Genomic DNA, 18704 nt, shown 5'->3' with positions numbered 1-18704 from the left:
ACAAAAATACGGTGATGTCACAGTTTTTTGATTCCGGTAGTGTCCAAGAGCGCATCGAGAATTCGTCTCGGCTTCGAGCGTGTTTGCCTGAGTTCGTGGAAGCGCCTGTCGTATTCTCGGTCTGGGGCAACGAATGGCGGGTGAGTAAGCGGGAAGGACATTTCATACGTCTCTTTATTTGCAAACCCATTAGACGTACTTGTGGTATTTGTCGCACCCTCTCCAAAGCCGATATTCTTGACTAAGTTTTTTGAAGGAACCACGGAAAGCCCGTTGTTGATGTGACGAGCGAATCCCCATCTATAGGCCCAAGAATTGATTTCGTCTGACTGCGTCATATCGTATATCCGTTGAAGGTATCTGAATTGATCTTCATCGGCAATAACATCTCGAATTCGATTTTTGACTGTCGTGTCGTTCCAGAGGCTGATTTCCTGCTCGTACTTCTCCCAATCCTCTCTCCAGGTTGCCCATCCCCAAATACCACCGTAGTATGAAAAATGATAGTCATACTCCCCTGATTTCCACCTTTCAAGTTGGTTTCGGCCCGTGATCTCCATAACTCGATTGTCATCTCGAAATCGGTCAAGTAGTACCTGACAGAAACGAAAAAAACTGGGTTCTGGTATAATATCGTCTTCTAATATTATTGCCTCTGGAACCTTATCAAAAACCCAGTCTAGACCGGTAGTAAAACGGTCCGGTAAACCAAGATTCGTAGATGCAAAGTTCTTTTCTACGGGAAATTGACACTCCCTCTGAGAAATCAGCTGGCGTGTCTGGCGACACATCTCTTGGTCTGATTTGTTTTTAGGACCATCAGCAACCACTAGTAGCTTTGGAGGTTTAACTTGCTTAATGCGGTTTAATACCTGGTCTGTGTGTGAGGGCCGATTATATATGAATAATGCTATAGGTTTATCAAGCGTAAATTCTTTTTTGTTTTGGTCGTCTGTTGAGACGTGTCCTTCAATTGAACCGCTAGCGATGTCTGAATTGGATGAAACTCGATCCGTTCGATTATTATCCTTATCTATCATCTATCTCTTTGAAATACTCCACCATTGCATCTACTGATGTGGAAATATCAAACTGTTTTCTCACTGTATCTCTTCCATTTTTTGCAATTTCCTCACGATATGTCGGATTATCAATCAGATGGGCGATTGAGTCTGCTAGTTTATCCGAATGTCGCGGCTCAACTAATAATCCGTCGTATTCGTCGGTTATTAATTCGGGTATTGCCGATACTGTCGTAGAGATGCAAGCTGTTTGTGTTGCCATGGCTTCCTTCAACGAAACTGGTGCTACATCTCTGTCTCCGTTCGAGGCAATTACGCAAGGAAGAATAAACAATTCTGCTTCATTGAACTCTTGTTGGAGTTGGGAATCTGTCACATGACCCAAGAACTCTACATGGTCCTCGATACAATTCTCATTTACTTGCTGTCGTAGATCGGACTCAAGCCTTCCAGTCCCTACAATATGGTACTTAAGGTTATATCCTCGGTCAAGTAACTCGGAAATTCCTTCAATGGCGTATTTATGCCCTTTCTTCTCAACGAGCCTTGCTACTGTCAAAACCCGCCCAGGAACATGTTCATTTGAAGGCTTGAATTTGTCGACTCTAGTAGTAGCCGGAACCACTCGAATATCGAGATCCTCTCCACAATTGTCCTTCAAATAGCTTTTATTGTACTTTGAAGGTGTTAAAATACCATCATAGCTTTGCAGAACTTGTCGTAATAACCGAAAATTCGGATCTGCAAAAATCTCGGTTGCATGTGCCGTTACAGTACATGGTATGCCATATGATCTCGATGCGTAGACTGCACTCAATTTTGATGTCGTTGCAAAATGTGCATGGATAACATCCACACCGCCACAATCTCTTATATAATCTAATATCTGTTTACTGTAGCATAACCTATTTAGATGACGGACTGGATGATCAATAAATATCAATTCTTTCCAGAATTTGTGAATGGACAATTTTCCGAGCGATAACTCGCTATATGAGGATAATGATGGTGTACTCCCGTACTCGATAGGTATTTGTACTTTACTTAATTCGTCATGTTCAATGTCTTCATTACTTTCATCAAATGAAAACACATACACATTATGCCCTCTACGAGATAATTCATACAGTTCATTAACGATAAAACTCTCTGAAATCTGTGGAAACCGTTCTAATACGTATAATATATCCATGCTAGACTATTTTGATTTTTATAGATCGCTTAGTCCTACTTAATGTGTGTCGGGCAAATAAACCACTGCTTTGGAAACACAGTCTGACTCTGCTTTTCGCTTAACTAATTATTATAGTTATTCTTTTTTCCTTGGGAAGGGAGCACTTCCAGATAAGATTGAAAAAGACGGAAATAGGTTCATCTACATAAAAAGCTTCTTATCTATCTTAACTATTGTTTAGACAAGACTAAGTTAGAATTTGTGGAGAGCGAAGAGATACTACGGCTGATAGTGAAACTCCGTATTCAACTGCATCTTACTGAACTATCGCTCTCGAATACTGGTACGCTTCTTGTAATATCCAGTGTCCAATGCACTCGCTCTATTGTTAACAACTGGGTCCACAATGCTGATTTATAACCCAGCGATGGACGCAGCCCGGATCACGTTGCGGTCGACGAAGCCGTGATCCAACTCAAAGATGAGTGCTACTAGCTGTCTGCTTCCGTCGACCCAGACACCGTGAATTACTGATGCACGGATTGAACCGACGTGAATCAACGACCTCGCTCATGTGCTCTTCGCCGAATTCCGCGGAGACATGATGTGGCAGACTCCGTGGCTCTCTTCTACGGTGCCGCCCCGCTGAAAGACACCTGTAGCGACACGGCCTCGATTTCAGATAGGAATTCCACGGAAATCAGACCAGTCTCGAACGTGTCTTTGGCAGGGAAAAGACCGATGAACCTCTTCGATTTCAAACTGTTTTTTTACAGCGCTGAGAAAGAAATCGTTGACGACTAGTTCGAAACTTTTTTTTTTGATACTACTATCATACCGCGGAAGAGATTATATATGTTTCAGACAAAGAATTGAATCAGTTGATGTGTGGAGTACTCGTAAATAGAAAATGGGTGGCTGTTCCTACCAGTCGAAGTGACTAATATGAATGAGAGAAACTGGCGACATAGATGAGACTCGCGAATAAAGTTAGACGAGGAGTCAAAAATCCTCAGAAGGCGCTATCTTATATAAAGGCAAAGGGCTTTCAAAATGCTCTTGCCACATACAGAAATCAGTCTATTGCGTTCAATTCAAGGAAAACGATCGGGACCAACGTGTTCAATCAAAATTGGGATTTGCTTATTATTCTCGACACATGCCGTGTAGATGCATTAAGGACAGTTTCGTCGGAATTTTCGTGTATCCCAGAAGTCGGATCTATCTACTCAGTTGGCGGTTCTTCTCCAGAGTGGATTGCGAAAACCTTCGATTTAGACTATGAGGACGACATTGAAAATACAGCATACATATCCGCAAACCCCCATTCTGAGACGGTTCTTGGAAACGGTATTGAATCAAATTGGGATCCGGAAACAGAAAATAAAGACGTCTCCCAAATGCGTAGCCGCGGTGACTGGAACTTGGCAAGCAAAGACGATCTTGGCCATTACGAAGGACTGTGGAAATACGAGGGGCGTGGGTACAAATATTGTCCGCCGAGGTATGTGACCGATCGAGGTATTACTCTTTCAAGAGAACATGATTTCGACAAGACCATTCTCCATTATATGCCACCACACGGACCATATACTCTAGAGTGCATTCCTGAAGGAAGTAATTTAAAAGACCACCAGGGGGACGAGTTCGGCTATTTAGAAAGAACCGGAAACAGGGACGAAGTTTTTCGGTCTTATTTGAATATGCTGCGGTGGGTGTTAGAGGAAATCGAACTCTTGTTGGAAAATTCTAACTATCGAAACGTTGCAATCTCAGCTGATCATGGCGAAGCCTTTGGGGAGTTTGGTGTTTTTTACCATCATGCTGGGAGTTTACATCCTCAGATAAGACGAGTCCCGTGGGCGGAGACTTCCGCAGAAGACACAAGGTCTTATATCCCTTCTTTTTCGCCTGACGATGATGGTGACTATTCTGAACAGTCGGTTAAAGAGACATTGAAGTCTTTGGGATATCTGGAATAGATGAGCACTATCCTATCAGCTCTGTAGTCAAATATCGGATATTTAAATAGTAGTGTTTAGTTTGGGGTGTCGTGCCAGCGAGCGAACTGTAATCACTTTTTCCGATGCCGTGCGCGCAGGAATCCGGTCGGTGAATTTCACGAACTCGTCTTGATATGTACGGCTCAAAACACCAAGGTGTCTAAGCGATCGTGAAATCAAGTTATACCTCGCAATTTTCTACGGCTATTCAATGTGACGTGTGCTTGAATATATAAAAGTCGGACCAAGAAGTGTTTTCGGGATTTGAAGGGTCATATGAATACTTGTTATCAATCACTCTATCAAGTTCCCAATCCCTTGCATTATTTTCTACCCAATTAGTGAATTTTCTGTGTTTAACATGTTTGTCGTCGACATACTTTTTAGTAGTATTTGATGAATAAATAATAACATACTTCCTAGAACTCGAAAACAAATCTTCCATATATTTTTGATATATATCGTCTTCCGTCAAATGATAGATTACATCTAACGAGAGGCCTAGATCAGATTTGAATATTCCGCGGTTGTCAACGAAAGATTCGGGATTATATAGAAAGAAACTCTTATATTCCTCATCCTCAAATTTATTTATACACATTTGGATTGCAGTCGATGAGACATCTAATCCAATATATGGTGGAAACTCAGTCATAGATAATTGGTTTCCGTCTCCACAACCGAACTCGATTACATCTTTCACTTCGTTTTGATCAATAAAGTTCTCAAGGACATTTGATTTGAATCTAGCTAATTTTCCGTATGAGCCAGCACCAGAGTTATCTCCTCTTTGATACCGATCTTCCCAATATTGACGTGAGCCAGGATATTTCAAATGATACGCTTTTGAGATGTAATGGTGTGCTATATCTGTTGTGACGATCTCTTTGGCTATGGATTTTATTGGGTTCATTAATCCGTCTTGATAACGATATCATTAGGTTGTTTCCCTTTTCACCGACTCTATTAAATCCACGAAAGGGGTAACGATCACTCCTTGATGGCTTATTCGGGGTTGTGACCGCAGCGGTCACGACCGGCTCACGGAACTGGTAGTACTTGGCGCATGGCTCCGAACCGGATCGGTGCTTGACGGCGGAAAGCACTGTTTCGACTTCCATGCGCTGCCCGTACATTTCGCTGTCCAACTGTACGTTTTGGACTTGGCCATGTGCGCGACCAGCAGATGTTTGATCAGCGGCCGGACACCCTCCGTCTGGAGGGTATGTTACAGAGGTCGTGAAATCGCAAAAAAGTATCGACAACTACGGGCGTGGAGATATCTTCGGGACCGAGTGCGACACGGAATTGAACATTGCTGCCAACTTAGACCACGATCGGATTTACTTCTTGGATCTGGACTTCTTAGGTGAGGTGCTGAGTTCGCACACGGAACACAACGCATAATTGACAATCAGTGGCTAGAAACCGAATTCTTGAAGGTTCGATGTGGCCCCCTGACTGGCAAATGACTCACGGATTACGGAATCTTTTCCAGAATATTCTGAAGTGGGTAGAACTGGACCGAACAGTTGAAATTGCTGAGTAGACTGATTTGGAATATTGACTAGGAGTTTGCTCTACAGATGACTAAGCATTTAATCTACACTCACGGTGGCGGGCGGTTAGGAAATCAACTTGTCAACTACGCGAATTTGCTCGCATTTGAACTTGAAAATCCCGACGTCGATGTGCTGGACCTCGCAATTCATCCGCATATAGACCAGTATGGATCACCAGTTTTACCACTTGGCGATATTCGTGAGAAGAGTCCTGACGGACTCTGGCAGGCGATCATCAGATATGGATGGGGAGACGGTGTAGTGGAACGAATCCTCAAGCACCGTCCGCTCAACGGGCTTCAATATCAGATGTTACACCGGGTAGCAAATTTGCGTACCGATGCACAAAGTATGATCGGAGGTAACACTCATGCTCCATTCTCTGTTGCAGGTGATTCGCTTGATCGTGTAGATCTTGATGACGCGCAAATGATCCGACAACTCAAGTCAAAACGTGTCTCTGTGCTAGCTGGATGGGGAGTCCGCTGCTGGTCACTGGTCGAAAAATACAGAGACCGAATACGGGATCACCTTCAGCCCGCCCCGGTATATCTCGATACGGCACGTAGCTACATTGACTCTCTTCAATCGTCGCATGACTTCGTGGTTGGTGTACTAATTCGACAAGGGGACTATCGAACATGGAACGATGGACGATACTTTTTCACCTCACCGGAGTATCGAGAGTTGCTGCAGAAGTTTGAACAGCAACACGCTGAAAAGGATGTTTGTTTCGTAATCGCATCAGACGAGTCACAGGATGACGACTTATTCAAGGCGGAGTCGTATCGGTTTGCGACTGGTGATCCCTTTGGCTCCGGTCACTATCTCGAAAATTTCGCCGAGCTATCGCTCTGCGATGCAGTTCTCACACCTCCCAGTACGTTCAGTACCTTCGCCGCCTTTCTTGGAGATTGTCCACTTGTCCCGTTGTATGACTCTGTCGTGGATCATGGATTTGAACAACTTGACCGTCCGCTGTTGGATTCTTTGGATGATGAACACATGAGTCAGTCTATAAAATAACGTCTGCACTGGCAGACGATGCTATTCTTGATCTGCTGTCGCTTTGAGATTCCAGTTGCCTTCTTCCTCTCCCAACATTTCGAGAGAGTATCCGCGCTCTGCCAACTCTGTCCTAACATCCTCCATTGAATAACCGTATTCCGTTACCTGTGAGTGGACTTCGCAGTATATCAATCGGCATGTAGAGGGATCAAACACAGACGGACCACCGAGTAAAACATCCATCTCAGCTCCCTCAACATCTATTTTAGCAACGGTCGGTGGGGTAGCACCGTTGTCGCGAATAGCATCTGCTCGCTGAGTATCGACAGTAATTATCTTGGAATTGTCGTATCTCTTGTCATAATTTTCTGCTAGATTGCCACTATTAATCGCATTTACCCCTGCTCCAGACCACTGTAGCCCGGTAACAAAATCTACAGTACCCGATTCGTTTGAGAGAGCCGCTTCATAAACTGTTGCGTCGTATTCATTATGAGCAATATTCTGAAAGATCCGCTCAACACTTTCTGGATGTGGTTCAAAAAACGAGACATCACATCCGGTCTCAGTTGCAAGTAATCCATAGATGCCAAGGTTTGCCCCAATATCCCAGACAATATCGTTGTTCTCAATTGAATTAACAAAATCTTCGTAAACCGGTTGTTCCGAAGTTAAAGTAGATTGATAATGAATGAGGTCGCCGGGTTCGATAACGCGGAGTTCCGTCGTCAGACTATCGACAGTAAAAGAATATGGATCTTTCAACTCTAGTTTGATTTTCTGAAATATATCTCGTACTACTTCCATTTTTGTCATTATCTCTCCCAAGTGTGTTAGAAAAATAAAACTTTGGTTATCTCTGATGGTAATTAATGCCAAGTAATATATGGCCTGATTATTCCAATACTTATACTGTGACTTGGAGTTTTAATCCTCTGATTAGAGGATTAAACTACTGTATGACACTCTTTTCGTTGATTTGAGACAGTAGCGGAACGATATATTTAATTGAGTGTATGAATTACCACGGCTAAACTCATGAGTGAAGAATATAAATACACAGTATCAATATGTAATTATAATATGGAGAATACGATAAAAGAATCTTTATTAAGCATTCTAAATAATGTCAATGATGATTTTGAAGTATTGGTTGTTGATGAGTCAACAGATAATAGCAGAAAGATCATCAAGAAGTTGCAGGAAAAACATGATAACCTTCGCTTAGTTGAAGTTCAGCAAGATCCTGGCCGTAATCTTGGTATGATGAGGAACATCGGTATTCGAGAAGCTAATGGCGAATTTGTCCTGATTTATGTTGATGCAGACGATCGATATGAGTGCGGAATAGTTGATTTTGCTAAAATCTATGAACAACTAAGCGAGAAGCTTGGAAAAGACTTCTATATTGATGGTGCCAACATCAAAATCTCATCCAAAGATTTCCTTCTTAATGAAGTACCTCATCGAAATCTCCCGATTGCTGCCGCCGAGGAGGATTTTGCCATCCGCCTGTTATATAACAACGACATCATCTATTTAGATCATACTCCATTTTCTGAAGAGATAGATAAGCCAGATCGAAAGCAAAAGAAAACTTATGGATTTAAACGTTCTTTTCGAGCAACTGTCTCACGATTCCAGATGGGTATCACGTTTGAAAGCCTCTTCAAACATATGGTAGTCTGTGATGATAGATTGGAAACCAAAGATAAATTAGTTAATTTCATAATATTGCCGTTGGCATACCTGTTCTCGCTACCAAAACAAAGCTATAGCGTACCTGATGAATTCAGAGACTGGAAAGAACGCGACCGGAGACAACCATCGCTTACCTATACGTTGCCGGAACTTGAAGAGAAACTAAATGTCTCTATAGATCGCGATAAACTTTCTGAATGTGGAAGAGAGAAATTTTATTCTGTTGAGACCGGAAGGTGGAATTGAATTTCATTCAAAACATTCAGTTTAAAACATATAATTATACCTGTGGTTTAAATCCGCTTTCACAATCTGAAGCAACAGCCAGAAATTATAGATATTCGGTGTTGTTTCCATATTCAGCTTTATTTTCACATGGGGGATTTTACCAGTGCGGTGACTAAACTCCAAGCAATATATTATTATAATACCGCTCAATTGGCGAAGTGTCGCCACAAGGTCAGAACGCTCCCGAGATACTGATTTTGACTCCAAGCACGCTGAACCGAAAATAGCCGAACAAGGCACTGAATCCAAACTGCTTACAAAATGTCAACCCCTAATTGTCTTCACTTTAATCTTGCATTCGTCGCTTATAATACTCCGGCAACTCCTGTAGTCCTTCACGTAGTGTGATCGTTGGAGTCCAGTTGAGATGGCGTTTTGCCTTCGTAATATCCGGTTTCCGGACCTGTGGATCCTGTTTCGGTCGCTCTTCGTATACGATCTCACTCGAACTATCGGTCACGTCGATGATTAGTTCGGCGAGCTCACGGATCGACCACTCGTCTGGATTGCCGATATTGACGGGCGATTGGACCTCTGCCTTCATTAGCGCTCGCAGTCCGTCGATGAGATCACTGACGTAACAGAAGCTACGTGTCTGTTTTCCCTCGCCGTGGACCGTCAGTGGTTCGCCCTGCAGCGCTTGTCGCATGAAGGTCGGGATTACACGGCCGTCGTCGAGCCGCATTCGGGGACCGTACGTGTTGAACAGCCTCGCGATTCGGACGTCGATGTCGTGCTTGTCGCGGTAGGCTCTGACGAGGGCCTCGCCGTAGCGCTTCGATTCGTCGTAACACGACCGCGGGCCGTAGGGGTCGACGTTCCCCCGATAACTCTCGGGCTGTGGATTGACCTCTGGGTCGCCGTACACCTCGCTGGTCGAGGTAAAGAGGTACTTCGCGTTCTTCTCTTTCGCGAGTCCGAGCGTCTTGTGTGTCCCGAGCGCACCCACTTTCAACGTCTTGATGGGGTTCTCCTGGTAGAACACGGGAGACGCGAGACTGGCCAGATGTAGAACCCAGTCCAGGTCACCTGTCGAGTGGATGAAGTTGGTTACGTCGTGTTCGTAGTACGTGAAGTTGTCGTGGTAGAAGATCGGCTCGAGGTTCTCCGCTTGCCCGCTAATCTGGTTGTCCATGGCGATGACTTCGTAGCCGTCTTCGAGGAGAGATTCACAGAGATGTGAGCCCAGAAATCCGGCTCCGCCGGTGACGAGTACCCGTGGCATCGTAGTTCAGTCACACTATCTTTGTGGGATTAATTGCTTCGGTTCTCCGATTCTGAATACCAGAGTCTCACCACTGCTGACATTCTCGGACTGCTCCAGTGTTATCTCCCCTCCCCGGAACGGGTGTGCAAGCACGTAAGCCCAAGTCGCCCGTTCTATAGGTTCTCTCGCTGTGACGAGTAGAGTTCGGCGTACGTCCCGTCGGCGTCGATGAGTTCGTCGTGCCGTCCCACTTCTGTGATTCGGCCGTCGTCCATACTGTAGATTCGGTCCGCGTTGCGGACCGTCGACAGTCTGTGTGCGATGGTGAGCAGCGCGTAGTCCCGATCCATCGACTCGATCGCTTCCTGGACGTTCCGCTCGATTCCGATGTCGAGGTCGCTCGTCGCTTCGTCGAGTACGAGCACGTCGGCATCGACGAGTAAGGCCCGGGCCAGTGCCACACGTTGGCGCTGTCCGCCAGAGAGTCGGACGCCGTCGTCACCGAGTCGGGTTTCGTATCCGTTGGGGAGGGAATCGAAAAACTCCGAGACGTGGGCGATTTCACAGGCGCGGTCGATCTCGGCCTGTGACGCGTCTCGATTCCCGATCGTCAGGTTCCGTCGGAGAGACTCGTTGAAGATATGCGGGTCCTGCCGAACCACGGCCACTTTCGACCGCCACTCGTCGACATCGAATTCGGAGATGTCGGTCTCGTTCGCCGTAATCTGTCCCGCGTCCGGGCTGTACAGTCGGGCGAGCAACGAGACGATGGTCGACTTCCCTGCGCCCGACGGGCCGACGAACGCGACGAACTCTCCCCGTTCGACCCCGAAACTCACCTCTTCGAGAACTGTCTCGTCTCCCACCTCGTAGGCGAAGGTGACGTCTTCGAAGCGAACGGAATGGATACGATCTGGAACCGACGAGCCTCCCGCCTGCATTTCTTGGTTTCGTTCCAGTTCGTCGATGAACTCCTGTGTGCGAACGAGATGTGGCAACCTCGTGTCGAGGTTGTAGAAGAGGTGGTTGAGCGTGCTCACACGCGGACCGAGCCTGAAGAGTGCGAAGAGAAATACGCCGAGCGAACTCAGCGACAACGAGGAGTACGTCAGTCCCACGTAGATGAGAACGAATATCGCGATCGCCGTGAGGAGCTGATAGAAGTTCTGGATGGCTGCCGCGTTGCGTGCCGACTTGACCGAGGCCGTCCGAAACTGAGTGACCGCTCCTGTGAACGAGTCCAGCAGTTCGGAACGGAGCCGAAACAGTTTCACGTCGCGAATTCCCTGCGTACCGGCCTGTGCCGCCTGTTGGATTCGTTCGTTGGCGTCGGCGACCTTTCCACCGAGGTTGTAGCCCGATTCGAGGACGTTGTTGAAGAGGTAGCTAATCGCTCCGAACAGGACCGTCGTTACGAGGGTAAGACGAGGGGCGACGTACAGGGCAATCGAGAAGTACATCAACGAGAGCAGCGTTTCCTGGATGATTCTGATAATCGCGTTCAGGCTCTGTCCCGCGTACTCCGCCTGTGTGACGATGGCGTTCAGGATATCGTCTGACCCCTCTTGATCGAAATACGAGGTTTCGGCGACTGTGGCTCGCGTGAACGCCTGTTCCTGAAGATATGCGGTGTAGTACGTACGGATCGCTCCGCGTAACCACCCTACGAGGAAACTCGTGACGTATCGAATGGATAGTATCGCTGCGACGCCCACGATGAGATACCCCAGCGTGAACGGGAGTCCCAGAGCTAGATAGGCCTCTGCGAAGGTGCCCAGAATTCCGCTCGCTTCGGTGGGGTCGATGTCCCCTCTCGCGAGTTCGATGATCGGTAAGATGAACCCGAGTCCGACTCCCTCGAAGGCGGCTGAAAAGACGCTCAGAGCGATAGCAACGACTGCTAACTTCGGTCGATATCCTCCTGCTCGTAGCAACGCAGTGAATCGGTCTCGACGTGATAGCTTCTCACTCATGTGTCTCTGCTAAGAAGCCCAGACGACGGGAACCGGATGATCTCGTTGACACCCGCCCGTCGGGGCACAGTCACTTCTTCTCGAACGGTGACACCTGCCATCAGTCTCCGCCCTCGTCGATCCGCTGTTCCTCGTACCACTCGATCGTCCGCCGGAGTCCGTCTTCCAGTTCGGTCGTCGCCTCCCAGCCGAACCGCTCTCTGGCGCGGGACGTATCGAGCCGTCGGCGCGGCTGCCCGTCCGGTTTCGACGTGTCCCACTCGACGTCGCCGTCGAACCCGGTCAGGTCGACGATGGTCTCGATCAGGTCCCGGATACTGATCTCGTCGCCGCTCCCGAGGTTCACCGGGTCGCTCCTGTTGTACTGCTCTGTCGCGTCCAGGATCCCCTCGGCGGCGTCTTTGACGTACAGGAACTCGCGCGTCGGCTCGCCGGTCCCCCACGCGGTGATGGCGTCGTCGCCCCGCTCGCGGGCTTCGATGGCTTTGCGAATGATCGCGGGAATCACGTGACTCGTCTCGAGATCGAAGTCGTCGCGTGGTCCGTACAGATTCACCGGCAGGAGATAGATGCTGTCGAAGTCCCACTGCTTCCGATACGCCTTCGACTGAGTCAGCAGCGCCTTCTTCGCGATGCCGTACGGCGCGTTCGTCTCTTCGGGGTAGCCGTCGAACAGGTCTTCCTCAGAGAACGGGACCGGCGTGTGTTTCGGGTACGAACAGATCGTCCCGAGGATGGTGCACTTGTCCACGCCGAACTGACGGGCCTGTTCGATGAGTTCGACGCCCATGATCGCGTTGTCGTAGAAGTACCGTCCCGGATTGTCGCGGTTCGCGCCGATGCCGCCGACCGACGCCGCGAGGTGGATCACTGTATCTGCTCCCGAATCCTCGAACGCCCGTCGGATGTCCGATTTCCCCCGGAGATCGTACTCTCGACTCCGGGGGACGAATATCTCTACGTCGTCCGACCGCGTCCGGAGGTCCTCGACGAGGTGGCTGCCGAGGAAGCCCGCGCCGCCGGTTACCATCACGGTTCGGCCGTCCCAGAAGCCCTCGGCTCCGTTCATTGCCAGTCGACTCGTCCATACCACGACGGCTTGTTCTTGGCGTACCACTCGATGGTCGCCCGGATCCCGTCTCGCCACTCGACTTCCGGCTCCCAGCCGGTTTCCTCGTGGAGTTTCTCGTACCCGACGAGGAGCTCTTCCACGTCGCTATCGCCCGGCCGATAGCGGTCATCGGCCTGCACGATTTCGGGATCGTTCCAGTACCCCTCTTCCGTTCCGACCTCGAGGATCGTCTCCGTCCACTCGCGCATCGAGATGTTCTCGCCGTAGCCGTAGACGTACTCTTCGCCGGGATTCCCGTCTAGAGCTACGTACATGTGTCCGCGGACGCCGTCCGTGACGTAACACATGTCGCGTTTCGGCTGGAGGTTCCCGAGTTCAACGATGTCGCGTTCGAGGGCCTGCGTGATGATGGTCCCCGTGATGTATCGGGGATTCTGTCGCGGACCGTAGTTGTTGAACATCCGCGTCGTGACGCCGGGAACGCCGTAGGCGTCGTAGAAGTTCATCGTCAGGAAGTCGGCGGCCAGTTTCGAGGTCGCGTAGATCGACTTCGGATTGACCGGTGAGCGCTCGTTGAGGATGACCTGTCCCTCCTCGTGGTAGTCGTGTTTGTCGGCGACTTGGCTGTCGACGTTCCCGTACTCCTCCGAGGTCCCTGCGGTGTCGAACTTCGCGATGTCCAGGTCCAGGTCGACGATACTCTGGAGGAGGTTCAGTGTCCCGGTCACGTTCGTGTCGATGGTCTCGTACGGCCGATCCCAGGACTCTCCGACGTGGGCCTGTGCGGCGAGGTGGAAGACGATGCTGTCGCTGTACTCGGAGAGCGCACTCAGTGCGTTCGAAACCGAGTGCTTATCTCGGAGGTCGCCGCGGTGGACCGTAACTTCGTCCCGAAGGTGTCGGATGTTCCGGAGCTCTCCGCTCGACGTCGCCCGGACGAACACGTGAACGTTCGCTCCGATGTCGACGAGTCGCTCGGTCAAATGTGATCCGACAAATCCATCAGCTCCAGTGACAAACACTGGGCGCTCGGCGAACGCGGATTCGATATTCATCTATCCGTTGGAACACGATTTCACTGTTTGTATCTTCTGGTTAGCCTTCCATCGGTGAGCGATTGCGCAACCACTATCTATTCACGGCGATAACACCGTTTCAACGCGCCACTACCGTCCGTCTCGCGCGTCGGCCAACGAACGACTCTCTCCGAATATGGAACGATGTCATCTCCACTCGTCACTGTCGTAACGCCGTCCTACAACCAGGCGGAGTTCCTGGAAGACACGCTCGTCTCCGTCCTCGAACAGTCCGGCCCACCAGTCGAACACGTCGTCGTCGACGGCGGCTCGACCGACGGTTCGGTCGAACTGCTGGAAGAGTACGAGGACCAGTACAATCTCCGATGGGTCTCGGAACCGGACGAGGGGCAATCCGACGCGGTCAACAAGGGCATCGAGATGGCGACCGGCGAGTGGCTCTGCTGGATCAACTCCGACGATTACCTCCTGCTTGGGGCCATCGAATCGTTCGCCCAGGCCCGGGAGGCGAACCCGCGGAGCGACTTCATCTACGGCGATTTCGTGTTCGTCGACGCCGACGGGAACGAAATCGGCAAGAAGTACAACACGAAGCCCTCGAAGTTCGTTCACAAGTACTGGTATCAGTTCACCGGCAACCACAGCAGTTTCTTCAAACGCGAGGTCATGGACGCTCTCGGCGGCGTCGACGAGGATTACGACTACGCGATGGATACCGACCTCTTCTGGCGACTGCTGGAGACCGATTTCACCTTGACCCACGTCCCAGTCTTCTTCGGGGCCCGGCGACTTCACGAAGCGGCGAAGACTACTGGAGAGCCCCCCGCAGAACGACGGCGAGAGATCGCCCGGCTCGAAGCGGACTACCCGACGTCAGCTATCGAAACTCTCCTCCCGAAACCGATTCTCAGCGGGGCGGCGATGGGGCTACAGGGCCTGTATCACCTCACGGACGGCCGTCCAGAAGCCCTGGCGCATCTCTAACTACATGTCGTTGAACCGTGATACGTGGCTGTTCGTCCTCTTCGCGCTGGCTATCCTCTTCTCGATCCAGATACCGCTCCCCGGAGTCGGTTCGAAATTCGCCTCGATCAACAGCTCGGACTTCGCACTGCTTTTGATCTTCGTGCTGTTCGTCGAGGAGCGCCAGCGGCGAGACGACTGGGAAATCGACCTTTCGTTGCCCCGGCCGATGGCCTGGTTCCTCGTCGCCGGGGCCTGGATCGTCGTCACCGTCGTCGTGGCCACGATCCGCTCCGAAGTCTCGATGCTTCCGAACACGCTCTGGACGCTCAAGTGGTTCGAAATCGCCGTGTTCTTCCTGCTCGCTCAGCAGTACGCGGAGCGGGTGGACTGGAACCCCGTCGTCTGGACGGTACTCGTGGGGGGGACGCTTCAGGCGGTCGTCGCGATCAGTATCACGCCGCTTTTGACCGGATACGACCGTATCACCGTTCTGCCATTCCTGTCCACGTACGGGCAACCGACCGTGTTCTGGCAGAACCCGAACGGCCTCGCCGTGTTTCTCGCACTCGTCGCGATCATGAGCGTCCTCGCCGGTGCCTGTTCGTTCTCGTTTCAGCGGCGGCGGGCCGTTTGGCTCCTCGCAGGCGGCCTCTTGGTCGCCGTGGGCGTCGTCATGAGCGGGTCCCGATCCGGTCTGATAACGCTTCTTTCGGGTATCGTCGTCGGTTCGGCGCTCTCCTATCGACATCTCTCGAAGCCGCTCGTCGCGGGCGTCGCCGGGTGCGGCTTGCTCGCGGGACTCGGTCTCGCGTCGGTCCTCAACGCGACGATATTCCAGCGGTTCCTCCCGACCGTGACGTTCGAAGGCGGGACGATCGTTCTCACGGGGAAAGGGACCGGAGCGATCTACTCCAGATACGACCTGGCGCTACGGGCGATTGACCTGTGGAAGGACCAGCCCATCTTCGGGTACGGCTGGTTCGCGTCCCCGGAAACGGTCGGCTACCTCGACGTGTTCTACTCCCAGATACTGGTGGACGTTGGTATCGTCGGCGTGGTAATCCTCGCCGGCTTCTATCTCGCGCTCGTTCGCACGTTCGTCCGGAACCGCTATCGCGGGTCGTACGTACTGGGCGCAGCGGGTGCGGGCTGGCTCGTCGGCCTCCTCTGTGCCGGCATCGGCGGGGCCTACGCGCGGGTGCCGCGGATCATGTTCCTGCTCGTCCTCCTGCTCGTGGCGTCGGCGCACTCCGACTGGATTCCGGTCCGAGAGGCGCAGTGATGGCCGCCGCTGCGTTCGCTCACTCCCGGGGGTCGAGCAACACGACGACGTCCAGGCCGACGCCGTAGATCTGGCGCACGACGATTTTCATGTCGAACCAGAACGATTGCTCACGGATGTACTCGATGTCGTACCGGATCTTCTGCTCCGGCTGGTGGCCGGTCACGCCGTTGATCTGTGCGAGTCCGGTCAACCCAGGTTTCACGAACCACCGGCTCCGCCACTCGTCGACGTCTGTTTCGATGTCGGCGTCGAGTTCGGGGCGTTCAGGCCGTGGCCCGACGACGCTCATGTCGCCGACGAGGATCGACCACAACTGCGGGATCTCGTCGAGGTGCGTCCGTCGGAGCACTCGGCCGATGCGGGTCACCCGCGGGTCCGTCTTGCCCGCGTCCTCCTCGCTCAGTTTCGCCCCGGTTCGGGCTTCGGCGTCCGTCACCATGCTCCTGAACTTGTAGATGGTGAACGTCTCCCCGAAGGCGGCCGTCCGGGTCTGGCTGTACAGGATCGGCCCGGACGAGTCGAGCTTGATGCCCGCCGCGATTCCGACGATGATCGGGAGCAGACACAGCAGTGCCAGACCTGCAAACGAGATGTCGAACAGTCGCTTGACGACGTAGTCCTGCCAGTCCCACGGTTCGAGGTGCGTGTCGACCAGATCGCCGCCGGCTGCGTCCGTCACGAGCACGCTATCCGCGTGTTCGCGATGGACCTTCGCCGCGACGCCGTGTTCGAAACAGGCCGAGAGCGTCCCGAAGAACTCCTCTCGATCGGGGTGTTCGAACGCGAGCAACACGGTGTCGACGTCGTGTTCGACGAGCACCTCGTCGAGTCGGGAGAGCCCGCCGAGCCGCGGCAGGTCCTCCGGTCGCTCGATGGTCATCCCCCCGTCGGTGAGTCGCTGCCGGGGTCGGCCGGGGTACGCGCCCGGCGGCGAGACGATACCCAGGATGGGGAGATCGGCGCTCTCGTAGAGTGTCCGCATGATCTCGGTGTCGTCACCGACGATTATCGCTCGGGTAGAGGACCGCGGACGCTGACGAATGCTGACGAACCACACGGGAAGGACGACCGCGAGCAGGGCGATCGTCGCGATGAGAGTCGGCCGCGGGAGCCGCGACGACCAGTCGAAATAGCCGATGGTCGCGAGGACGGCCGCCGTGAGGAACACCCGCTTGTGGGTGAGCGATATCGTATCGAGAATCCGGCGCGGACGAGGTTTAAACAGCGGCCACAGTACGCCGAGCGTGACGAGGACGGTGACCGCCGTCTGGTCGACGAGGTCACGATGTGACAGCGTCTCCGGTCGAAGGTTCTGCAGCGGCGGAACGGTCGTCACGAGCGCTTGGATCGGCGGCATGTTGGCGACGGCCACCGCGGACGTGACGAAGACTGCCGCTCCGAAGATTGCAGCTAGCCGGTATCGCCACCCAGACTGCATTACCTGTGGGAATGTCGCTGCCGTATAAAAACTCTGTGAGGAACGCTAACGCCGTCAGACGTTCGGGCGGACAGGTGGCCGATACGCACACGTCCGAACGAGCGGCGCACCTACCGGAAGTCGAATACGGCCTCCGGGCCGGTGTCCTGGCACCCGCTGAACTGCGTCACTCGCCGTCGGTCGCTTCGATGGCGTCGGCGGCCATCTCGGGGTCGACTTCGCCCTGCAACCGCCGTTCGGCTTCGTCGCGGTCCTCGGGATAGCCAATATCGTTTCGCCAGCCGTCCATCCGGATGGCATCGATAGTCCGGCCCGACTGCAAGAGGAGGTCGATGGCGTCGCTGATCTCGTACTCGCCGCGGTTCGACGGCTGGACGAGGTGGCAGGCGTGGAAGATGGCCGGCGTGAACGTGTAGAAGCCGGTCATCACGAGGTTCGACGGCGGGTCGTCGGGCTTCTCGACCACTTCGGTGATCTCGCCGTACTTGTTGGTGTCACAGACGCCGTAGCGGCTCGCCTCGTCCCACGGGACTTCCTCGACGAGGAAGGCGGCGTCGGCGCGGTCCTCCTGCTGGCGGTTGACCACGTCCTGGAGGTTCGCCTCGAAGATGTTGTCGCCGAGCATCAGCATGAAGTCGTCGTCGACGTGCTCCTCCACGGTCAACAGCGCGTGGGCCAGTCCGTTCTGTTCGCGCTGGTGCGTGTAGGTGATCGGGACGCCCTCGAACTCGTCTTCGTAGTGGTTGATGATGACTTGCTTCTTGTAGCCGACGACTACCAGGAGTTCGTCGGCGCCTAGCTCGATCAACTGTTCGAAACAGTGGGTCAAGATCGGCTTGCCTGCGACCTCTACCATCCCTTTGGGCTTGTCCTCGGTCAGGGGGCGGAGACGCGTCCCCTCGCCGGCCGCGAGCACGACAGCTTTCATATCAGACCACTCGTCCGCCGGCCGGTAAAACTCTTGTCGA

At 52.2% G+C, this 18704-nt stretch carries 16 protein-coding genes; 6 read left to right on the top strand and 10 right to left on the bottom strand.

What is annotated here, in order from left to right; translation table 11 throughout:
- Positions 1 to 17: 17 nt before the first annotated feature.
- Positions 18 to 1040 (bottom strand): glycosyltransferase family 2 protein, encoded by a 1023-nt coding sequence (locus GM656_RS03700; protein ID WP_162412292.1) that lies wholly within the window; start codon positions 1038 to 1040, stop codon positions 18 to 20.
- Positions 1030 to 2214 (bottom strand): glycosyltransferase, encoded by a 1185-nt coding sequence (locus GM656_RS03695; RefSeq protein ID WP_162412291.1) that lies wholly within the window; start codon positions 2212 to 2214, stop codon positions 1030 to 1032. Before GM656_RS03695 ends, GM656_RS03700 begins: the two co-directional genes overlap by 11 nt.
- Positions 2215 to 2802: 588 nt before the next feature.
- On the opposite strand from GM656_RS03695, the gene GM656_RS03690 reads away from it, so the two are divergent.
- Both GM656_RS03690 and GM656_RS03685 read left to right on the top strand, forming a co-directional pair.
- Entirely contained in the window at positions 2803 to 3000 is a 198-nt protein-coding gene (locus GM656_RS03690) for a hypothetical protein (protein WP_162412290.1), read from the top strand.
- 167 nt (positions 3001 to 3167) lie between these two features.
- Positions 3168 to 4178, top strand: a complete 1011-nt coding sequence (locus tag GM656_RS03685) for an alkaline phosphatase family protein (protein ID WP_162412289.1) — start codon at positions 3168 to 3170, stop codon at positions 4176 to 4178.
- A 229-nt stretch (positions 4179 to 4407) separates the two neighbouring features.
- Here the strand turns inward: GM656_RS03685 and GM656_RS03680 are convergent, their stop codons facing one another.
- Positions 4408 to 5112 (bottom strand): class I SAM-dependent methyltransferase, encoded by a 705-nt coding sequence (locus tag GM656_RS03680; RefSeq protein WP_206673691.1) that lies wholly within the window; start codon positions 5110 to 5112, stop codon positions 4408 to 4410.
- Positions 5113 to 5785: 673 nt separating this feature from the next.
- Between GM656_RS03680 and GM656_RS03675 the strand changes: the two genes are divergently transcribed.
- Complete coding sequence (locus GM656_RS03675) at positions 5786 to 6787, top strand: O-fucosyltransferase family protein (RefSeq protein WP_162412288.1); 1002 nt, start codon at positions 5786 to 5788, stop codon at positions 6785 to 6787.
- Positions 6788 to 6808: 21 nt separating this feature from the next.
- On the opposite strand, the gene GM656_RS03670 is transcribed toward GM656_RS03675, so the two are convergent.
- Positions 6809 to 7585 (bottom strand): FkbM family methyltransferase, encoded by a 777-nt coding sequence (locus GM656_RS03670; RefSeq protein ID WP_162412287.1) that lies wholly within the window; start codon positions 7583 to 7585, stop codon positions 6809 to 6811.
- A 222-nt stretch (positions 7586 to 7807) separates the two neighbouring features.
- On the opposite strand from GM656_RS03670, the gene GM656_RS03665 reads away from it, so the two are divergent.
- Positions 7808 to 8716 (top strand): glycosyltransferase family A protein, encoded by a 909-nt coding sequence (locus GM656_RS03665; protein ID WP_162412286.1) that lies wholly within the window; start codon positions 7808 to 7810, stop codon positions 8714 to 8716.
- Positions 8717 to 9044: 328 nt separating this feature from the next.
- Here GM656_RS03665 and GM656_RS03660 read toward each other — a convergent pair whose 3' ends face one another.
- From GM656_RS03660 to GM656_RS03645, 4 genes are all read right to left on the bottom strand, one after another.
- The gene (locus GM656_RS03660) at positions 9045 to 9983 is read right to left on the bottom strand and encodes a UDP-glucuronic acid decarboxylase family protein (RefSeq protein ID WP_162412285.1); all 939 of its coding nucleotides are present in this window, start codon (positions 9981 to 9983) and stop codon (positions 9045 to 9047) included.
- A gap of 155 nt (positions 9984 to 10138) precedes the next feature.
- A complete protein-coding gene (locus GM656_RS03655) occupies positions 10139 to 11938 on the bottom strand; it encodes an ABC transporter ATP-binding protein (RefSeq protein ID WP_162412284.1) in 1800 nt (599 codons plus the stop codon).
- Positions 11939 to 12038: 100 nt separating this feature from the next.
- On the bottom strand, positions 12039 to 13007 hold the full coding sequence (locus tag GM656_RS03650; RefSeq protein ID WP_162412283.1) for a GDP-L-fucose synthase family protein: 969 nt from the start codon (positions 13005 to 13007) through the stop codon (positions 12039 to 12041).
- On the bottom strand, positions 13004 to 14065 hold the full coding sequence (locus GM656_RS03645; protein WP_162412282.1) for a GDP-mannose 4,6-dehydratase: 1062 nt from the start codon (positions 14063 to 14065) through the stop codon (positions 13004 to 13006). Before GM656_RS03645 ends, GM656_RS03650 begins: the two co-directional genes overlap by 4 nt.
- Positions 14066 to 14230: 165 nt before the next feature.
- On the opposite strand from GM656_RS03645, the gene GM656_RS03640 reads away from it, so the two are divergent.
- Both GM656_RS03640 and GM656_RS03635 read left to right on the top strand, forming a co-directional pair.
- Positions 14231 to 15031, top strand: a complete 801-nt coding sequence (locus GM656_RS03640) for a glycosyltransferase family 2 protein (RefSeq protein ID WP_162412281.1) — start codon at positions 14231 to 14233, stop codon at positions 15029 to 15031.
- A 4-nt stretch (positions 15032 to 15035) separates the two neighbouring features.
- Positions 15036 to 16295 carry an O-antigen ligase family protein gene (locus GM656_RS03635; RefSeq protein WP_162412280.1) on the top strand — a complete coding sequence of 420 codons (1260 nt, stop codon included), beginning with the start codon at positions 15036 to 15038 and terminating at the stop codon, positions 16293 to 16295.
- Between the two features lie 19 nt (positions 16296 to 16314).
- Here GM656_RS03635 and GM656_RS03630 read toward each other — a convergent pair whose 3' ends face one another.
- Both GM656_RS03630 and aglF read right to left on the bottom strand, forming a co-directional pair.
- Positions 16315 to 17736, bottom strand: coding sequence for a sugar transferase (locus tag GM656_RS03630; protein ID WP_162412279.1), 1422 nt, complete (start codon positions 17734 to 17736; stop codon positions 16315 to 16317).
- Positions 17737 to 17902: 166 nt separating this feature from the next.
- Positions 17903 to 18664 (bottom strand): UTP--glucose-1-phosphate uridylyltransferase AglF, encoded by a 762-nt coding sequence (aglF, locus tag GM656_RS03625; RefSeq protein WP_162412278.1) that lies wholly within the window; start codon positions 18662 to 18664, stop codon positions 17903 to 17905.
- Positions 18665 to 18704 lie beyond the last annotated feature (40 nt).

The organism is Haloarcula salina (assembly GCF_010119195.1).
Classification (GTDB): domain Archaea; phylum Halobacteriota; class Halobacteria; order Halobacteriales; family Haloarculaceae; genus Haloarcula; species Haloarcula salina.
The sequence above is the reverse complement of the archived record's forward strand: the minus strand, read 5'-3'. Positions and strand labels throughout refer to the sequence as shown.

Bases quoted from the DNA above. Each gene is read 5' to 3' on its own strand.
- GM656_RS03645 (WP_162412282.1), bottom strand. From the start codon at position 14,065: ATGAATATCGAATCCGCGTTCGCCGAGCGCCCAGTGTTTGTCACTGGA.
- GM656_RS03700 (WP_162412292.1), bottom strand. From the start codon at position 1,040: ATGATAGATAAGGATAATAATCGAACGGATCGAGTTTCATCCAATTCA.
- GM656_RS03695 (WP_162412291.1), bottom strand. From the start codon at position 2,214: ATGGATATATTATACGTATTAGAACGGTTTCCACAGATTTCAGAGAGT.
- GM656_RS03635 (WP_162412280.1), top strand. From the start codon at position 15,036: ATGTCGTTGAACCGTGATACGTGGCTGTTCGTCCTCTTCGCGCTGGCT.
- GM656_RS03655 (WP_162412284.1), bottom strand. From the start codon at position 11,938: ATGAGTGAGAAGCTATCACGTCGAGACCGATTCACTGCGTTGCTACGA.
- GM656_RS03650 (WP_162412283.1), bottom strand. From the start codon at position 13,007: ATGAACGGAGCCGAGGGCTTCTGGGACGGCCGAACCGTGATGGTAACC.
- GM656_RS03665 (WP_162412286.1), top strand. From the start codon at position 7,808: ATGAGTGAAGAATATAAATACACAGTATCAATATGTAATTATAATATG.
- GM656_RS03670 (WP_162412287.1), bottom strand. From the start codon at position 7,585: ATGACAAAAATGGAAGTAGTACGAGATATATTTCAGAAAATCAAACTA.
- GM656_RS03685 (WP_162412289.1), top strand. From the start codon at position 3,168: ATGAGACTCGCGAATAAAGTTAGACGAGGAGTCAAAAATCCTCAGAAG.
- GM656_RS03630 (WP_162412279.1), bottom strand. From the start codon at position 17,736: ATGCAGTCTGGGTGGCGATACCGGCTAGCTGCAATCTTCGGAGCGGCA.
- GM656_RS03640 (WP_162412281.1), top strand. From the start codon at position 14,231: ATGTCATCTCCACTCGTCACTGTCGTAACGCCGTCCTACAACCAGGCG.
- aglF (WP_162412278.1), bottom strand. From the start codon at position 18,664: ATGAAAGCTGTCGTGCTCGCGGCCGGCGAGGGGACGCGTCTCCGCCCC.
- GM656_RS03680 (WP_206673691.1), bottom strand. From the start codon at position 5,112: ATGAACCCAATAAAATCCATAGCCAAAGAGATCGTCACAACAGATATA.
- GM656_RS03675 (WP_162412288.1), top strand. From the start codon at position 5,786: ATGACTAAGCATTTAATCTACACTCACGGTGGCGGGCGGTTAGGAAAT.
- GM656_RS03660 (WP_162412285.1), bottom strand. From the start codon at position 9,983: ATGCCACGGGTACTCGTCACCGGCGGAGCCGGATTTCTGGGCTCACAT.